Below are 16,539 nucleotides of genomic sequence, written 5' to 3'. Positions count from 1 at the left end.
CACTTCTTGAACATTTTTATCGATAAGCAGGCACTGAGATGGTGGAAGATTCACAAGAAACGACGCACTTTGGCTTTCAGACCGTCGCTAAAGAGCAGAAAGCTGACATGGTGGCCCACGTTTTTCATTCTGTGGCGTCAAAGTACGATGTGATGAATGACTTAATGTCATTTGGCATTCATCGTTTGTGGAAGCGCTTCACCATTGATTGCAGTGGCGTGCGTCGTGGACAAACCGTTCTCGATTTAGCGGGCGGTACGGGCGATCTTACCGCGAAATTTTCACGTATGGTCGGGGAAACTGGCAAAGTTATCCTGGCGGATATTAATGATTCTATGCTCAAAATGGGACGTGAGAAGCTGCGTAATATCGGCGTGATCGGCAACGTAGAGTATGTGCAGGCGAATGCCGAAGCACTGCCTTTCCCTGACAATACGTTTGATTGCATTACCATTTCGTTTGGTTTGCGCAATGTAACGGAAAAAGAAAAAGCTCTGCGGTCAATGTTCCGTGTGTTGAAACCCGGCGGACGTTTACTGGTGCTTGAATTTTCTAAGCCTATCATTGAGCCGCTGAGTAAAGCGTATGACGCCTATTCTTTCCATATTTTACCGCGTATTGGCTCGATGGTCGCGAACGATGCGGATAGCTATCGGTATCTCGCGGAATCCATCCGTATGCATCCCGATCAGGATACCTTAAAAGCCATGATGCAGGATGCCGGATTTGAGAGCGTGGATTATTACAATCTGACGGCGGGCGTTGTGGCATTGCACCGTGGTTATAAATTCTAGGAGGGTGGAATGCCTTTTAAACCCTTAGTGACCGCAGGAATTGAAGGTCTCCTCAATACGTTTCTGTATCGTTCGCCAGCGCTGAAATCAGCCAGAACGCGCTTACAGGGAAAAGTACTGCGTGTGGAGCTCAAGGGATTTTCGACGCCATTAGTCCTGGTATTCAGCGAACGCCAGGTTGATGTGCTGGGGGCATGGGAAGGCGAAGCGGACTGTACGGTAATCACACAAGCTGGCGTTTTGCCAAAACTACGCGATCGTCAGCAGTTGGCCGCGCTGATTCGCAGCGGCGAACTGGAAGTGCAGGGCGATATTCAGGTCGTGCAAAATTTTGTGGCGCTCGCCGATCTCGCCGAATTCGATCCTGCGGAGCTGTTGGCGCCATACACTGGCGATATTGCGGCGGAAAGTATCGGTAAGGTCCTGCGTGGCGGGGCTAAATTCCTGCGCCACGGGTTTCAGCGCCAGCAGCGTTATGCCGCTGAAGCGATCACTGAAGAGTGGCGTATGGCGCCTGGCCCGCTGGAAGTCGCATGGTTTGCAGAAGAAACCGCGGCTGTTGAGCGCGCCGTAGAGGCTCTGACCACACGGCTGGAAAAACTGGAGGCCAAATGACGCCAGGTGAAGTACGGCGCCTATATTTCATCATCCGCACCTTTTTAAGCTACGGCCTTGATGAACTCATTCCCCGAATGCGTCTTACACTGCCACTCCGGTTATGGCGCTATTCGCTGTTCTGGATGCCAAACCGGCATAAAGATAAATTGCTGGGTGAACGATTAAGACTGGCGTTGCAAGAGCTGGGGCCGGTCTGGATCAAATTTGGTCAGATGCTCTCCACGCGCCGTGACCTGTTCCCGCCGCAAATCGCCGATCAGCTCGCGTTGCTCCAGGATAAAGTCGCGCCATTCGATGGTCGGCTGGCGAAAGCCCAGATTGAAGAAGCGATGGGGGGATTACCTGTCGAAGCCTGGTTTGACGACTTTGATATCCAGCCTTTAGCGTCGGCGTCAATCGCCCAGGTACATACCGCGCGATTGAAATCAAACGGTAAAGACGTAGTCATTAAAGTCATTCGCCCGGATATTTTGCCGGTAATTCAGGCAGACCTGAAATTGATTTATCGCCTTGCCCGTTGGGTGCCACGCCTGTTGCCGGATGGGCGTCGTCTGCGCCCGACGGAAGTGGTGCGTGAGTATGAGAAAACGCTGATCGATGAGCTGAATCTGCTGCGGGAATCGGCCAACGCGATTCAGCTACGGCGCAATTTTGAAAATAGTCCCATGCTGTATATCCCGGAGGTGTACTCCGATTACTGTAGCCAGAACATGATGGTGATGGAGCGGATATACGGCATTCCGGTTTCGGATGTGGCGGCGCTGGAAAAGAACGGCACCAACATGAAACTGCTTGCGGAACGCGGGGTCAAAGTTTTCTTCACCCAGGTTTTCCGCGATAGCTTTTTCCATGCGGACATGCATCCGGGAAATATTTTTGTCAGCTATGAACACCCTGAAAATCCGCAATATATTGGCATTGATTGCGGTATCGTCGGGTCGCTAAACAAAGAAGATAAGCGCTATCTGGCAGAAAACTTTATCGCGTTCTTTAATCGCGATTACCGAAAGGTGGCGGAGCTGCATGTCGATTCAGGCTGGGTTCCACCAGATACCAACGTTGAAGATTTTGAGTTTGCCATCCGCACTGTCTGTGAACCTATCTTTGAAAAGCCGCTCGCGGAAATCTCGTTTGGTCATGTGTTGTTAAACCTTTTCAATACAGCACGTCGATTTAATATGGAAGTCCAGCCGCAACTGGTGTTGTTGCAGAAAACATTATTGTATGTTGAAGGGGTTGGGCGGCAACTTTATCCTCAGCTTGATTTGTGGAAAACGGCGAAGCCGTTTCTTGAGTCATGGATCAAAGATCAGGTGGGTATTCCGGCTCTCACGCGGGCTCTTAAAGAAAAAGCGCCGTTCTGGGTCGAAAAAATGCCAGAAATACCTGAACTGGTGTACGACAGTTTGCGCCAGGGCAAATATTTACAGCACAGTGTTGATAAGATTGCGCGCGAGTTACAGGTAAACCATGTGCGTCAAAGTCAGTCTCGTTATTTATTGGGAATTGGCGCAACGCTGTTACTGAGCGGGTCATTTTTACTCGTCAACCGTCCTGAATGGGGATTGATGCCTGGCTGGCTCATGGTCGGCGGCGTAGTTGTCTGGCTGGTTGGCTGGCGTAAAACTCGTTGAGATTTTTATCGCTCAACGCCGGTTGTGTCACGCAGGTACATATTATCACTCGAGGCAGTTCTCAGGCCGCAAGTCAATGTCGTCCCGGTCGTATGTAAAAGTATGTGAATAGGGCGGGCGAAAGCGGCTAACAAAGAGGCAGCGCGAAGGATAATGTGTATAATGCGGCCCTAATAATTCATCATCTATCACAGAGGAACATGTATGGGTGGTATCAGTATTTGGCAGTTGTTGATTGTTGCCGTCATCGTCGTACTGCTGTTCGGCACCAAAAAACTCGGTTCCATCGGTTCCGATCTTGGCGCGTCTATCAAAGGCTTTAAAAAGGCCATGAGCGATGATGATGCCAAACAGGATAAAACCAGTCAGGACGCTGATTTTACCGCTAAATCTATCGCGGATAAGCAAGGCGAAGCGAAAAAGGAAGACGCTAAAAGCCAAGATAAAGAGCAGGTATAATCCGTGTTTGATATCGGTTTTAGCGAACTGCTGTTAGTGTTCGTTATCGGCCTCATTGTGTTGGGGCCGCAACGATTGCCAGTAGCGGTAAAAACGGTAGCGGGCTGGATTCGCGCGTTGCGGTCCCTTGCGACAACGGTTCAGAATGAACTGACTCAGGAACTGAAACTTCAGGAGTTCCAGGACAGTCTGAAAAAAGTCGAAAAGGCGAGCCTGGAAAATCTGACTCCCGAACTGAAAGCATCTATGGATGAACTGCGTCAGGCCGCAGAGTCGATGAAACGCACCTACAGCGCTAACGATCCCGAACAAGCGAGCGATGAAGCGCATACCATCCATAATCCGGTGGTAAAAGGGAACGAAACGCAGCATGAGGGCGTCACCCCTGCCGCCGCTGAAACACAGGTGAGCGCGCCGGAACAAAAGCCGGAGCCCGTTAAAGCTAACGTGCCTGAGTCGACGGAAACCGCCTCCGTAGCCACGATAGACGCCGAGAAGAAATCCGCTGCGCCTGTTGTCGAATCTTCCCCCTCGTCGAGTGATAAACCGTAAACATGGCTGTAGAAGATACTCAACCGCTTATCACGCATCTGATTGAGTTGCGTAAGCGCCTGCTAAACTGCATCGTCGCAGTACTTCTGATTTTTCTGGCGTTAGTTTATTTCGCCAATGATATTTATCATTTAGTCGCCGCACCGCTGATTAAACAGATGCCGCAAGGGGCGACAATGATTGCGACGGATGTGGCGTCGCCGTTTTTTACGCCTATCAAACTCACCTTCATGGTGTCTTTGATCTTATCCGCGCCTGTCATTTTGTACCAGGTTTGGGCCTTTATCGCCCCGGCGCTGTATAAGCATGAGCGCCGCCTGGTCGTACCGTTGCTGGTATCCAGCTCGCTGCTTTTCTACATTGGTATGGCCTTCGCCTATTTTGTCGTATTCCCTTTGGCCTTTGGTTTCCTGACGCATACGGCGCCGGAAGGGGTACAGGTTTCGACGGATATCGCCAGCTATCTTAGCTTTGTCATGGCGCTATTTATGGCCTTTGGCGTAGCCTTTGAAGTGCCGGTGGCGATAGTGTTGCTATGCTGGATGGGCATCACCACGCCGGAAGATTTGCGTAAAAAACGACCTTATATCTTGGTCGGGGCATTCATTGTGGGAATGCTGCTTACGCCGCCGGATGTTTTCTCGCAAACGTTGCTGGCGATACCGATGTACTGCCTGTTTGAAATTGGCGTTTTCTGCTCACGCTTTTATGTCGGTAAGCGACGGACGCGCGACGAAGATAACGAGGCCGAGACCGAAAAGGCCGCGCATACTGAAGACTAAGTACAACCGCCCGCCAGGGCGGTTGTCATATGGGGGCAAGCATGTTTGATATTGGCGTTAATTTAACCAGCAGCCAGTTTGCAAAAGATCGTGATGATGTGGTCGCCCGTGCGTTTGCGGCGGGAGTAAAAGGTATGCTACTGACCGGAACGAACATCCATGAAAGTCAGCAGGCGTTAAAATTGGCGCGGTGCTACCCTCATTGTTGGTCGACGGCAGGCGTCCATCCCCATGACAGCAGCCAGTGGTCATCCGCGTCTGAAGACACCATTATTGCGCTGGCGAACCAGCCGGAAGTCGTCGCTATCGGTGAGTGTGGGCTGGATTTCAATCGCAATTTTTCCACGCCGCAGGAGCAGGAGCGTGCCTTTCAGGCGCAGCTACAAATTGCCGCCGAATTACAGATGCCAATCTTTATGCACTGCCGGGACGCGCATGAGCGATTTCTGGCATTGCTTGATCCCTGGCTGGATAGTCTTCCCGGCGCAATACTGCACTGCTTTACCGGTTCACGCCAGCAAATGCAGGCCTGTGTGGACAGAGGAATCTATATCGGTATTACCGGGTGGGTTTGCGACGAACGACGCGGGCTTGAGCTACGTGAACTATTACCGTTTATTCCAGCGGAAAAGCTACTGATAGAAACCGACGCGCCGTATCTGTTGCCTCGCGATCTTACGCCGAAACCGACGTCACGACGCAACGAGCCCGCTTATCTGCCTCACATCCTGGAGCGCATCGCGCTATGGCGTGGTGAAGATCCGCAATGGTTAGCGGCGATGACAGATGCCAACGCCAGAACCTTATTTGAGGTCGTATTCTGAACGATCGCTAAATCTTGCGAAAACCGGTGTTTTTTACGCTCTGCTTCACTTCTTTATTGAGTAAATTAAGCAGTAACATCGAACGCGTTTCGCCATCCGGTTCGGTAAAAATCGCTTTCAGCCCTTCAAATGCGCCTTCCGTGATGATGACGCTATCGCCGGGATAGGGGGTTTCAGGATCGACAACCCCTTCGGGCTTGTAGATAGAAAGCTGATGAATAACGCTGGAGGGCACGATCGCAGGATGCGCGCCAAAGCGCACAAAATGGCTGACGCCGCGCGTGGCGTTGATCGTAGTGGTATGTATCACTTCCGGATCGAATTCAACGAACAGATAATTAGGAAAGAGCGGCTCGCTGACGGAGGTACGTTTTCCGCGCACCATTTTTTCCAGGGTGATCATCGGCGTCAGGCAGCTTACCGCCTGTCTTTCGAGGTGTTCCTGGGCACGATGAAGTTGCCCGCGTTTGCAGTACAGTAAATACCAGGATTGCATAATGACTCTTATCCGCTTGTTCGGGGCGCAAGCATAGCAAAAGCCATGCGCGAAGTTAATTATACACTTCATCCTTCAAGCCGCATCTGGGTTTGCGTTGGTTGCCAGAGTTCACGCTAATTTAACAAAACTACAGCATCCCGATGATGAACGCCGTATAATGATGCGCTTACCAAGAGGCTACTATGGACGCCATGAAATATCACGATTTACGCGACTTCCTGACGCTACTTGAGCTGCAGGGGGAACTAAAACGCATCACAATACCTGTGGATCCTCATCTGGAAATCACGGAAATCGCTGACCGCACGCTGCGTGCCGGTGGGCCTGCGTTGCTGTTTGAAAATCCTAAAGGTTACTCAATGCCGGTGCTGTGCAACCTTTTTGGCACGCCAAAGCGCGTGGCGATGGGCATGGGGCAGGATGATGTTTCCGCATTACGGGAAGTGGGTAAATTATTAGCGTTTCTGAAAGAACCTGAGCCGCCGAAAGGTTTTCGCGATCTGTTTGACAAGCTGCCGCAGTTTAAGCAAGTGCTGAACATGCCAACGAAACGGTTACGCGGCGCGCCTTGTCAGCAGAAAATCGCTTCTGGCGATGATGTCGATTTAACGCGCCTCCCTATCATGACCTGTTGGCCGGACGACGCCGCGCCGCTGATTACCTGGGGACTGACGGTAACGCGCGGCCCGCACAAAGAACGGCAAAACCTGGGCATTTATCGTCAGCAGTTGATAGGTAAAAATAAGCTGATTATGCGCTGGCTGTCCCATCGCGGCGGCGCGTTGGATTTTCAGGAGTGGTTAGCCGCGCGTCCGGGCGAACGTTTCCCGGTCTCCGTCGCATTAGGCGCCGATCCGGCGACAATTCTTGGCGCCGTGACTCCCGTTCCTGATACTCTGTCGGAATATGCCTTTGCGGGCTTGCTGCGCGGCACGAAAACTGAAGTGGTTAAATGCCTTTCTAACGATCAGGAAGTGCCTGCCAGCGCCGAGATTATTCTTGAAGGTTACATTGAGCCGGGAGAGATGGCGCCGGAGGGACCCTATGGCGATCATACGGGCTATTATAATGAAGTGGATAACTTCCCGGTCTTTACTGTTACGCATATTACGCAACGTGAGGATGCCATCTATCACTCCACCTATACCGGACGTCCGCCCGATGAGCCAGCGGTATTAGGGGTGGCGCTCAATGAAGTTTTCGTGCCTATTCTGCAAAAACAATTTCCGGAAATCGTCGACTTTTATCTGCCGCCGGAAGGGTGTTCCTATCGCCTGGCGGTAGTGACGATGAAAAAGCAGTACGCTGGTCATGCGAAACGCGTCATGATGGGAGTTTGGTCGTTTTTGCGCCAGTTTATGTATACGAAATTTGTTATCGTTTGCGATGATGACGTTAACGCACGCGACTGGAATGATGTGATTTGGGCGATTACCACCCGTATGGACCCTGCGCGGGATACGGTGCTGGTTGAAAATACGCCGATTGATTACCTGGATTTTGCCTCGCCGGTCTCCGGGCTGGGTTCAAAAATGGGGCTGGATGCCACAAACAAATGGCCGGGCGAAACCCAACGCGAGTGGGGTCGTCCTATTGTTAAAGATCCTGAAGTTACCGCGCGTATTGATGCGATTTGGGATGAGCTGGCTATCTTTAAATAACTGAAAGCGGACACCGACATTTCAGGCAGCGGCGATGCGGCTTGAAAAATGTCGGTATTGACCCGACACCCGACAGAGGGAGCGCATGACAACCTTAAGCTGTAAAGTGACCTCGGTAGAAGCTATCACCGATACCGTATATCGGGTTCGTTTAGTGCCGGACGCGGCGTTTTCATTCCGCGCTGGTCAGTATTTGATGGTCGTAATGGACGAGCGTGATAAACGCCCGTTTTCGATGGCCTCAACGCCGGACGAGAAAGGGTTTATTGAATTACACATTGGCGCTTCCGAGCTCAATTTGTATGCGATGGCGGTCATGGATCGGATTCTGAAAGACCGGGAAATCGTCGTCGATATTCCGCATGGCGACGCCTGGCTACGTGATGATGAAGATCGTCCGTTGATTCTGATCGCGGGCGGTACGGGCTTTTCTTATGTGCGCTCCATCCTGTTGACGGCGTTGGCGCGCAACCCGGCCCGCGATGTTACCATTTACTGGGGCGGTCGCGAAGAAAAGCACCTCTATGATCTCTCTGAGCTGGAAGCGCTCTCTGTTAACCATCCGAATTTGCGTATTGAACCTGTTGTCGAGCAGCCGGAAGAGGGCTGGCGTGGACGTACAGGAACGGTACTTACAGCAGTATTGCAGGATCACGGTACGCTGGCAGGGCACGATATTTATATTGCCGGACGTTTTGAGATGGCGAAAATCGCCCGCGATCTGTTCTGTAACGAGCGTAACGCGCGGGAAGATCGTCTGTTTGGCGATGCATTCGCATTCATTTAAAAGCAAAAAACCCGCCCCTGACAGGCGGGAAGAACGGCAACTAAATTTTCTCGTGGAAACGATACGTTGTAGGCCGGATAAGACGCGCCAGCGTCGTCATCCGGCATGTTTTATCGGGTGCCCGGGCTGAAATAATTAAACCCGCTCAAACACCGTGGCGATGCCCTGACCCAGGCCAATACACATCGTCGCCAGACCAAACTGCGCGTCTTTACGCTCCATCAGGTTGATAAGCGTAGTGCTGATACGTGCTCCGGAGCAGCCGAGCGGATGACCAAGCGCGATCGCGCCGCCGTTGAGGTTGATCTTCTCGTCTATCTGCTCCATTAGTCCCAGATCTTTAATGCATGGCAGGATCTGCGCGGCAAATGCTTCGTTCATCTCAAATACATCGATATCGCTGGCCGATAGTCCTGCTTTTTTCAACGCCCGTTTTGACGCCGGCACCGGCCCGTAACCCATAATTGACGGATCACAACCTACCACTGCCATTGAGCGAATACGGGCGCGAGGTTTCAGGCCCAACTCACGGGCGCGACTTTCGCTCATTACCAGCATGGCGGCTGCGCCATCGGAAAGCGCGGATGAGGTGCCCGCCGTAACCGTACCACTGACAGGGTCAAATGCCGGACGCAGCGTTGATAGCGCTTCGACCGTGGTTTCCGGGCGGATCACTTCATCGTAATTAAACTGCTTCAGTACGCCATCGGCATCATGACCGCCAGTCGGGATAATCTCCGTTTTGAATGCGCCAGATTGGGTGGCGGCCCAGGCGCGGGCGTGAGAACGCGCGGCGAACTGGTCCTGCATTTCCCGGCTGATACCATGCAGGCGGGAGAGCATTTCCGCCGTCAGCCCCATCATCCCTGCCGCTTTGGCGACGTTGCGGCTCAGACCCGGATGAAAATCGACGCCATGGCTCATTGGCACATGCCCCATATGCTCCACGCCGCCTACCAGACAAACCTGTGCGTCGCCGGTCATGATCATTCGCGCTGCATCGTGTAACGCCTGCATCGAGGAGCCACACAGACGGTTGACGGTGACCGCCGGTACCGAATGGGGAATTTCTGCCAGCAGCGCGGCGTTACGGGCAATGTTGAAGCCTTGTTCCAGCGTTTGTTGTACGCAGCCCCAGTAAATATCATCGAGAGTCGCCGCTTCCAGCGCCGGATTACGCGCCAGCAGGCTACGCATTAAGTGGGCGGAGAGATCTTCTGCCCGCACGTTGCGAAACGCGCCGCCTTTCGAACGGCCCATCGGGGTGCGAATAGCATCGACAATGACAACCTGTTCCATTGTGACTCCTTAAGCCGTTTTCAGAGAACCAACCGGACGGGCTGGTTCAACCGGGGGATAATACGGTTCGTTATGGCGCGCTTTATTACGCAGCCCTTCCGGCACCTCATACAGCGGGCCGAGGTGTTGATACTGCTGCGCCATATCAAGATATTTCGCGCTGCCCTGTGTATCCAGCCAGCGGAACGCGCCGCCGTGGAACGGAGGGAAGCCCAGGCCGTAGACCAGCGCCATATCGGCTTCCGCCGGGCTTGCGATAATGCCTTCTTCCAGACAGCGAACCACTTCGTTAATCATCGGGATCATCATGCGGGCGATAATCTCGTCGTCGCTGAAATCGCGTTTCGGCTGGCTGACGCTTGCCAGCAGGTCATCCACAGCGGCATCTTCTTCTTTCTTCGGCTTACCCTTGCTGTCTTCTTTATAGCGCCAGAAGCCCAGACCGTTTTTTTGCCCAAAACGGCTGGCGTCAAACAGCGCGTCGATCGCATCGCGATACTCTTTATGCATCCGTTGCGGGAAGCCTGCCGCCATTACCGCCTGTGCGTGATGCGCGGTATCAATACCGACAACATCCAGCAGATAGGCTGGGCCCATCGGCCAGCCGAACTGTTTTTCCATCACTTTATCGACGTTGCGGAAATCCGCGCCGTCACGCAGTAGTTGACTGAAACCGGCGAAATAGGGGAATAGCACGCGGTTAACAAAGAAGCCGGGGCAGTCGTTGACCACAATCGGCGTCTTGCCCATTTTGTTTGCCCAGGCGACGACTTTGGCAATGGTTTCGTCTGAACTCTTCTCACCGCGAATAATTTCAACCAGCGGCATCCGGTGTACCGGGTTAAAGAAGTGCATTCCGCAGAAGTTTTCAGGACGTTTCAGGACGCTTGCCAGTTCACCGATCGGAATGGTGGAGGTATTCGAGGCCAGCACGGTTTCCGGGCGTACTTTTTCTTCCGTTTCCACCAGTACCGCTTTTTTCACTTTCGGATTTTCAACCACCGCTTCGACAACAACATCTACGCGATCGAAACCGGTATAATCGAGAGTCGGGTGGATGGTTGAAATGACGCCCGCCAGCTTCAGACCGTCGATCTTGCCGCGCTCCAGCTGTTTGTTCAGCAGCTTGGCCGCTTCGGTCATGCCGAGAGTCAACGATTTATCGTTGATATCTTTCATAATGACCGGTACGCCTTTCCAGGCCGACTGGTAAGCGATACCGCCGCCCATAATGCCCGCGCCCAGTACGGCTGCCTGTTTCGGCGTCTCAATATCTTTGGTCAGCTTTTTGGATTTACCTTTTACATATTGATCGTTGAGGAAGATACCGACCAGCGCGCGAGCCTCATTGGTATGCGCCAGCGGAACAAAGCTTTTATTTTCCAGATTCAGCGCTTCTTCACGACCAAAACGCGCGGCGGCTTCAATGGTTTTCACTGCGGTCATCGGCGCCGGATAATGTTTACCCGCCGTTTGTGCGACCATGCTTTTAGCGATGGTAAAGCTCATCGCCGCTTCAATCTTACTGAGTTTCAACGGCTCCAGCTTCGGCTGGCGCTTGGCTTTCCAGTCAAGGTCGCCAGCAATGGCCTGGCGTAAGACCGCTATCGCGCCTTCAATTAGCTTCTCTTGTTTGACCACGCCGTCCACAAGGCCGATTTTCAGCGCGTGCTCAGCACCGACATCTTTACCTGCCGCGATAATCTCCAGCGCGCTGTCCGCGCCCAGCATACGCGGCAAACGAACGGAGCCGCCGAAGCCAGGCATGATGCCCAGTTTGGTTTCCGGCAGACCGATACGGAGGTCTGGCGTCGCCAGACGGTAATCGGTCGCCAGCACGCATTCGCACCCGCCGCCCAGCGCATAGCCGTTTACGGCGGCAAGGGTCGGTACGGGTAAATCTTCCAGACGGTTAAAGACGCTGTTAGCGAAATGCAGCCATTGGCTTAACTGCTCTTCGGGTACGAGGAACAGTGAAAGAAATTCGGTGATGTCCGCGCCGACAATAAAGGCCGCTTTATTAGAGCGCAGCAGTAGCCCTTTTAAATCGTGTTGCTTTTCCAGCACCTCAAGCGCCTGGCCGAGGCTGGCGACGGTTGCGGTGTCGAGTTTATTGACCGAGCCTGGAGCATCGAACACCAGTTCGGCGATGCCATCTTCCAGCCAGTCGAGGTACAGGGTGTCGCCTTTATAAAGCATGTCAGTCTCCTGAATCCACAAGGTGATCTGGTCGTACCAGATGAAGCGAAGTGTGTATTTTGTGTTAAAAAAATGCAAATAAATGATTAAAGAAATGCCGATGTGATCACGCTCGGCAGAGATCACGCTCTCGTGGAGCGATGTGCTAAGATGCGGGGACTTGAGGTCAAAAAAACAGAAGGGTAAAAAATGGAATCACTGGCCGCGCTCTATAAAAATCATATTGTTACCTTACAAGAACGGACGCGCGATGTTCTGGCGCGCTTTAAGCTGGATGCGTTACTTATTCACTCCGGCGAGCTATTCAACGTCTTTCTCGACGATCACCCTTATCCGTTTAAGGTCAATCCGCAGTTTAAAGCGTGGGTGCCGGTAACGCAGGTTCCAAATTGCTGGCTGCTGGTTGATGGCGTCAACAAACCCAAATTGTGGTTTTATCTGCCGGTCGATTACTGGCATAACGTTGAACCGCTGCCAACGTCCTTCTGGACGGAAGAAGTCGAGGTCGTCGCCTTACCGAAAGCGGATGGCATCGGCAGCCAACTGCCTGCCGCGCGTGGCAATATCGGCTATATCGGCCCGGTTCCTGAGCGCGCGCTACAATTGGATATCGCTGCTAACAACATCAACCCGAAAGGTGTCATCGACTATCTGCATTACTACCGCGCCTATAAAACGGATTATGAACTGGCCTGTATGCGCGAAGCGCAGAAAATGGCGGTGAGCGGCCATCGCGCGGCGGAAGAGGCCTTCCGTTCCGGCATGAGCGAGTTTGACATCAACCTGGCCTACCTGACCGCCACGGGTCATCGCGATACCGATGTTCCGTACAGCAACATTGTGGCGCTGAACGAACATGCCGCCGTGCTGCATTACACTAAACTGGATCATCAGGCGCCGTCTGAAATGCGCAGCTTCCTGCTGGATGCGGGCGCGGAATACAACGGCTACGCGGCGGATCTGACGCGGACCTGGTCAGCGAAAAGCGATAACGACTACGCCCACCTAGTGAAAGATGTTAACGACGAACAGTTGGCGCTGATCGCTACCATGAAGGCGGGCGTCAGCTATGTGGATTATCATATTCAGTTCCATCAGCGCATCGCGACGCTGCTGCGTAAACATCAAATCATTACCGATATGAGTGAAGAGGCGATGGTGGAAAATGATCTCACCGGGCCGTTTATGCCGCACGGTATTGGTCATCCGTTGGGTCTGCAGGTACACGATGTAGCCGGGTTTATGCAGGATGATTCCGGTACGCATCTCGCCGCGCCGTCCAAATACCCGTATCTGCGCTGCACGCGTGTGTTACAGCCGCGAATGGTGTTGACCATCGAGCCGGGGATTTACTTTATCGAATCGTTGTTAGCGCCGTGGCGCGAAGGGCCGTTCAGCAAGCACTTCAACTGGCAGAAAATTGAAGCGTTCAAGCCTTTCGGCGGTATTCGCATTGAAGATAACGTGGTCATCCACGAAAACGGCGTGGAAAACATGACGCGGGATTTAAAACTGGCGTAATGGACAGTTGGTTAATCCCTGCAGCGCCGGTCACCGTTGTTGAAGAGATCAAAAAAAGCCGCTTTATTACGCTATTGGCGCATACCGATGGCGTAGACGCGGCGAAAGCGTTTGTGGAGTCAGTCAGAGCTGAGCATCCTGATGCGCGTCACCATTGCGTGGCGTGGGTGGCGGGTGCGCCGGACGACTCACAGCAACTGGGCTTTTCAGACGACGGCGAACCGGCGGGAACGGCAGGCAAGCCGATGCTTGCGCAATTGATGGGCAGCGGCGTCGGAGAGATTACCGCCGTCGTCGTGCGCTACTATGGTGGTATTCTGCTGGGTACGGGCGGGCTGGTAAAAGCCTATGGCGGCGGTGTGAATCAGGCATTACGTCAGCTTGCCACACAGCGCAAGACGCCATTAACCGAATATACTTTGCAGTGTGAGTACGGTCAGTTGGCCGGAATCGAAGCATTATTAGGACAGTTTGCCGGGAAGATTGTTTCCAGCGATTATCAGGCGTCTGTTCGGCTCAGGGTGGCGCTTCCTTTTGCTCATGTGGATGCATTTTCCACAAAACTGGCGGATTTTAGCCGTGGTTCATTGCAATTGTTAGCGATTGAAGAATAATCCCCACCTCATTGTTAAGAATAAAGGAAGCGGCAGAGATGCATTTTCGCGCCATTACCCGAATCGTTGGACTACTGGTTATCTTATTTTCGGGGACAATGATTCTCCCGGGACTGGTAGCGCTAATATATCGTGATGGCGCAGGAAGGGCGTTCACGCAGACCTTTTTTGTCGCGCTGGCGATCGGTTCCATGCTGTGGTGGCCGAACCGCAGGGAAAAGGGCGAGCTGAAATCCCGCGAAGGATTTCTTATCGTGGTGCTGTTCTGGACCGTGCTGGGCAGCGTGGGTGCGCTGCCGTTTATTTTCTCGGAAAGCCCTAACCTCACCATTACCGATGCTTTTTTTGAATCGTTCTCTGGGTTAACCACCACGGGTGCCACTACGCTGGTGGGGCTGGATTCATTACCGCACGCCATTCTTTTTTATCGTCAGATGCTGCAATGGTTTGGCGGCATGGGGATCATTGTGCTGGCGGTGGCGATTCTCCCTATCCTCGGCGTCGGGGGGATGCAACTCTATCGGGCGGAAATGCCGGGGCCGCTGAAAGATAACAAAATGCGCCCGCGTATTGCGGAGACGGCGAAAACGCTGTGGCTTATCTATGTCTTGCTAACGGCAGCCTGCGCACTGGCGCTATGGTTTGCGGGGATGCCCGCGTTTGACGCTATCGGACACAGCTTCGCCACTATCGCCATCGGCGGCTTCTCAACGCATGACGCCAGCGTAGGCTATTTTGATAGTCCCACTATTAATACCATCATCGCTATTTTCCTACTGATCTCCGGTTGTAACTATGGTTTGCATTTCTCTTTATTAAGTGGGCGTAGCCTGAAAGTATACTGGCGCGATCCGGAATTCCGCATGTTCATCGGCGTACAGTTGACGTTGGTGGTGATCTGCACGCTGGTACTGTGGTTCCATAATATCTACGACTCGGCGCTGACAACGCTAAATCAGGCGTTCTTCCAGGTTGTGTCGATGGCGACAACGGCAGGGTTTACCACGGACAGCATTGCGCGTTGGCCGCTGTTTTTGCCAGTCTTGCTGCTATGTTCTGCGTTTATTGGCGGTTGCGCCGGGTCAACGGGCGGGGGGTTAAAGGTTATCCGCATTCTGCTGTTGTTTAAACAGGGGAACCGCGAACTCAAACGTCTGGTGCATCCGAATGCCGTTTACAGTATTAAGTTGGGGAACCGGGCGCTGCCAGAACGTATTCTGGAAGCCGTCTGGGGATTCTTCTCTGCCTACGCGCTGGTATTTATTGTCAGTATGCTGGCCATTATCGCTACAGGCGTAGATGATTTCTCGGCTTTCGCCTCGGTAGTGGCTACGCTTAATAACCTGGGACCGGGGCTGGGGGGTGTTGCTGATAACTTCGCCAGTATGAATCCGGTTGCGAAATGGATACTCATCGCCAACATGCTATTTGGTCGTCTGGAAGTATTCACTTTGCTGGTACTTTTTACCCCGACTTTCTGGCGTGAATAATGGAGTAACACGTGAAAACATTGATTCTTTTCTCTACCCGGGACGGACAAACGCGCGAAATTGCCTCTTATCTGGCTTCTGAACTCAAAGAGATGGGGATCTGGGCCGATGTCGTTAATCTGCATCGCGCAGAAGAGCCAGACTGGGATAGCTATGATCGCGTAGTGATTGGCGCGTCCATTCGTTATGGTCATTACCACAGCGCCTTCCAGGAGTTCGTTAAGAAATACGCTCCGCGGTTGAACGGAATGCCGAGCGCCTTTTATTCCGTTAACCTGGTGGCGCGTAAAGCGGAAAAACGGACGCCGCAGACTAACAGCTACGCGCGTAAGTTTTTGATGAGTTCTCCGTGGCGACCTGATCATTGCGCTGTCATTGCAGGCGCGCTTCGCTATCCCCGCTATCGCTGGTATGACCGTCTGATGATCAAGCTTATTATGAAAATGTCGGGCGGCGAAACGGATACCAGTAAAGAAGTGGTGTACACCGACTGGGATCAGGTTGCGAACTTTGCCCGTGAAATAGCCCATTTAACTAACAAATCGTCGGCAAAATAAGCGTAAAGCATAAAAAGTGCGCACTCAGAAAATTATTTTAAATTTCCTCTTGTCAGGCGGAAATAACTCCCTATAATGCGCCACCACTGACACGGAACAACGGCACACAGGCCGCCGGGTCAGCGGGGTTCAGACCAGAGCCTCACGGAGAAAAGCGAAAATAAACGCTTGACTCTGAAGCGGGAAAGCGTAATATGCACACCCCGCGCCGCTGAGAAAAGCGCAGCGGCACTGCTCTTTAACAATTTA

16 protein-coding genes are annotated in these 16,539 nt (G+C 52.8%); 13 read left to right on the top strand and 3 right to left on the bottom strand.

The genetic code is table 11. The features are described from left to right. Nucleotides 1-38: 38 nt before the first annotated feature. The 7 genes from ubiE to tatD all read left to right on the top strand — a co-directional run bounded on the left by ubiE (nucleotide 39) and on the right by tatD (nucleotide 5,663). Nucleotides 39-794 carry a bifunctional demethylmenaquinone methyltransferase/2-methoxy-6-polyprenyl-1,4-benzoquinol methylase UbiE gene (gene ubiE / locus ACE15A_RS22510; protein WP_000229009.1) on the top strand — a complete coding sequence of 252 codons (756 nt, stop codon included), beginning with the start codon at nucleotides 39-41 and terminating at the stop codon, nucleotides 792-794. Between the two features lie 9 nt (nucleotides 795-803). Then, nucleotides 804-1,409, top strand: a complete 606-nt coding sequence (gene ubiJ / locus ACE15A_RS22505) for a ubiquinone biosynthesis protein UbiJ (protein WP_023247411.1) — start codon at nucleotides 804-806, stop codon at nucleotides 1,407-1,409. Then, on the top strand, nucleotides 1,406-3,046 hold the full coding sequence (gene ubiB / locus ACE15A_RS22500; RefSeq protein WP_000187557.1) for a ubiquinone biosynthesis regulatory protein kinase UbiB: 1,641 nt from the start codon (nucleotides 1,406-1,408) through the stop codon (nucleotides 3,044-3,046). Before ubiJ ends, ubiB begins: the two co-directional genes overlap by 4 nt. 204 nt (nucleotides 3,047-3,250) lie before the next feature. Next, nucleotides 3,251-3,505 (top strand): Sec-independent protein translocase subunit TatA, encoded by a 255-nt coding sequence (tatA, locus tag ACE15A_RS22495; protein WP_000508972.1) that lies wholly within the window; start codon nucleotides 3,251-3,253, stop codon nucleotides 3,503-3,505. A 3-nt stretch (nucleotides 3,506-3,508) separates the two neighbouring features. Further along, on the top strand, nucleotides 3,509-4,057 hold the full coding sequence (tatB, locus tag ACE15A_RS22490; RefSeq protein WP_023247413.1) for a Sec-independent protein translocase protein TatB: 549 nt from the start codon (nucleotides 3,509-3,511) through the stop codon (nucleotides 4,055-4,057). 2 nt (nucleotides 4,058-4,059) lie between these two features. Continuing rightward, nucleotides 4,060-4,839 carry a Sec-independent protein translocase subunit TatC gene (gene tatC / locus ACE15A_RS22485; protein ID WP_023247414.1) on the top strand — a complete coding sequence of 260 codons (780 nt, stop codon included), beginning with the start codon at nucleotides 4,060-4,062 and terminating at the stop codon, nucleotides 4,837-4,839. 41 nt (nucleotides 4,840-4,880) lie between these two features. Further along, nucleotides 4,881-5,663 carry a 3'-5' ssDNA/RNA exonuclease TatD gene (gene tatD, locus ACE15A_RS22480; protein ID WP_053511000.1) on the top strand — a complete coding sequence of 261 codons (783 nt, stop codon included), beginning with the start codon at nucleotides 4,881-4,883 and terminating at the stop codon, nucleotides 5,661-5,663. Between the two features lie 7 nt (nucleotides 5,664-5,670). Here the strand turns inward: tatD and rfaH are convergent, their stop codons facing one another. Next, a complete protein-coding gene (gene rfaH, locus ACE15A_RS22475; RefSeq protein WP_053511002.1) occupies nucleotides 5,671-6,159 on the bottom strand; it encodes a transcription/translation regulatory transformer protein RfaH in 489 nt (162 codons plus the stop codon). 185 nt (nucleotides 6,160-6,344) lie between these two features. Here rfaH and ubiD point away from each other — a divergent pair, with 185 nt between their 5' ends. Continuing rightward, on the top strand, nucleotides 6,345-7,823 hold the full coding sequence (ubiD, locus tag ACE15A_RS22470) for a 4-hydroxy-3-polyprenylbenzoate decarboxylase (protein ID WP_072158788.1): 1,479 nt from the start codon (nucleotides 6,345-6,347) through the stop codon (nucleotides 7,821-7,823). A gap of 85 nt (nucleotides 7,824-7,908) precedes the next feature. Next, on the top strand, nucleotides 7,909-8,610 hold the full coding sequence (gene fre / locus ACE15A_RS22465; RefSeq protein ID WP_023247417.1) for an NAD(P)H-flavin reductase: 702 nt from the start codon (nucleotides 7,909-7,911) through the stop codon (nucleotides 8,608-8,610). 135 nt (nucleotides 8,611-8,745) lie between these two features. Here fre and fadA read toward each other — a convergent pair whose 3' ends face one another. Together fadA and fadB are read right to left on the bottom strand one after the other, a co-directional pair. Further along, nucleotides 8,746-9,909 carry an acetyl-CoA C-acyltransferase FadA gene (gene fadA / locus ACE15A_RS22460; RefSeq protein ID WP_053511005.1) on the bottom strand — a complete coding sequence of 388 codons (1,164 nt, stop codon included), beginning with the start codon at nucleotides 9,907-9,909 and terminating at the stop codon, nucleotides 8,746-8,748. A gap of 9 nt (nucleotides 9,910-9,918) precedes the next feature. Then, a complete protein-coding gene (fadB, locus tag ACE15A_RS22455) occupies nucleotides 9,919-12,108 on the bottom strand; it encodes a fatty acid oxidation complex subunit alpha FadB (protein ID WP_053511007.1) in 2,190 nt (729 codons plus the stop codon). A 189-nt stretch (nucleotides 12,109-12,297) separates the two neighbouring features. On the opposite strand from fadB, the gene pepQ reads away from it, so the two are divergent. Genes pepQ through hemG form a run of 4 tightly spaced genes read left to right on the top strand, consistent with a single transcriptional unit; the run spans nucleotide 12,298 to nucleotide 16,290 of the window. Beyond that, complete coding sequence (pepQ, locus tag ACE15A_RS22450) at nucleotides 12,298-13,629, top strand: Xaa-Pro dipeptidase (protein ID WP_064055821.1); 1,332 nt, start codon at nucleotides 12,298-12,300, stop codon at nucleotides 13,627-13,629. After that, complete coding sequence (locus ACE15A_RS22445; RefSeq protein WP_053511012.1) at nucleotides 13,629-14,243, top strand: IMPACT family protein; 615 nt, start codon at nucleotides 13,629-13,631, stop codon at nucleotides 14,241-14,243. Before pepQ ends, ACE15A_RS22445 begins: the two co-directional genes overlap by 1 nt. Before the next feature lie 38 nt (nucleotides 14,244-14,281). Continuing rightward, nucleotides 14,282-15,733, top strand: a complete 1,452-nt coding sequence (trkH, locus tag ACE15A_RS22440) for a Trk system potassium transporter TrkH (RefSeq protein WP_129382515.1) — start codon at nucleotides 14,282-14,284, stop codon at nucleotides 15,731-15,733. Between the two features lie 11 nt (nucleotides 15,734-15,744). Then, on the top strand, nucleotides 15,745-16,290 hold the full coding sequence (gene hemG / locus ACE15A_RS22435) for a menaquinone-dependent protoporphyrinogen IX dehydrogenase (RefSeq protein WP_053511014.1): 546 nt from the start codon (nucleotides 15,745-15,747) through the stop codon (nucleotides 16,288-16,290). The last annotated feature ends 249 nt before the right edge of the window (nucleotides 16,291-16,539 follow it).

This window comes from Salmonella sp. HY31 (genome assembly GCF_042604575.1).
Taxonomy (GTDB): Bacteria; Pseudomonadota; Gammaproteobacteria; order Enterobacterales; family Enterobacteriaceae; genus Salmonella; species Salmonella diarizonae.
This window is presented reverse-complemented; position numbering and strand designations above follow the sequence as displayed.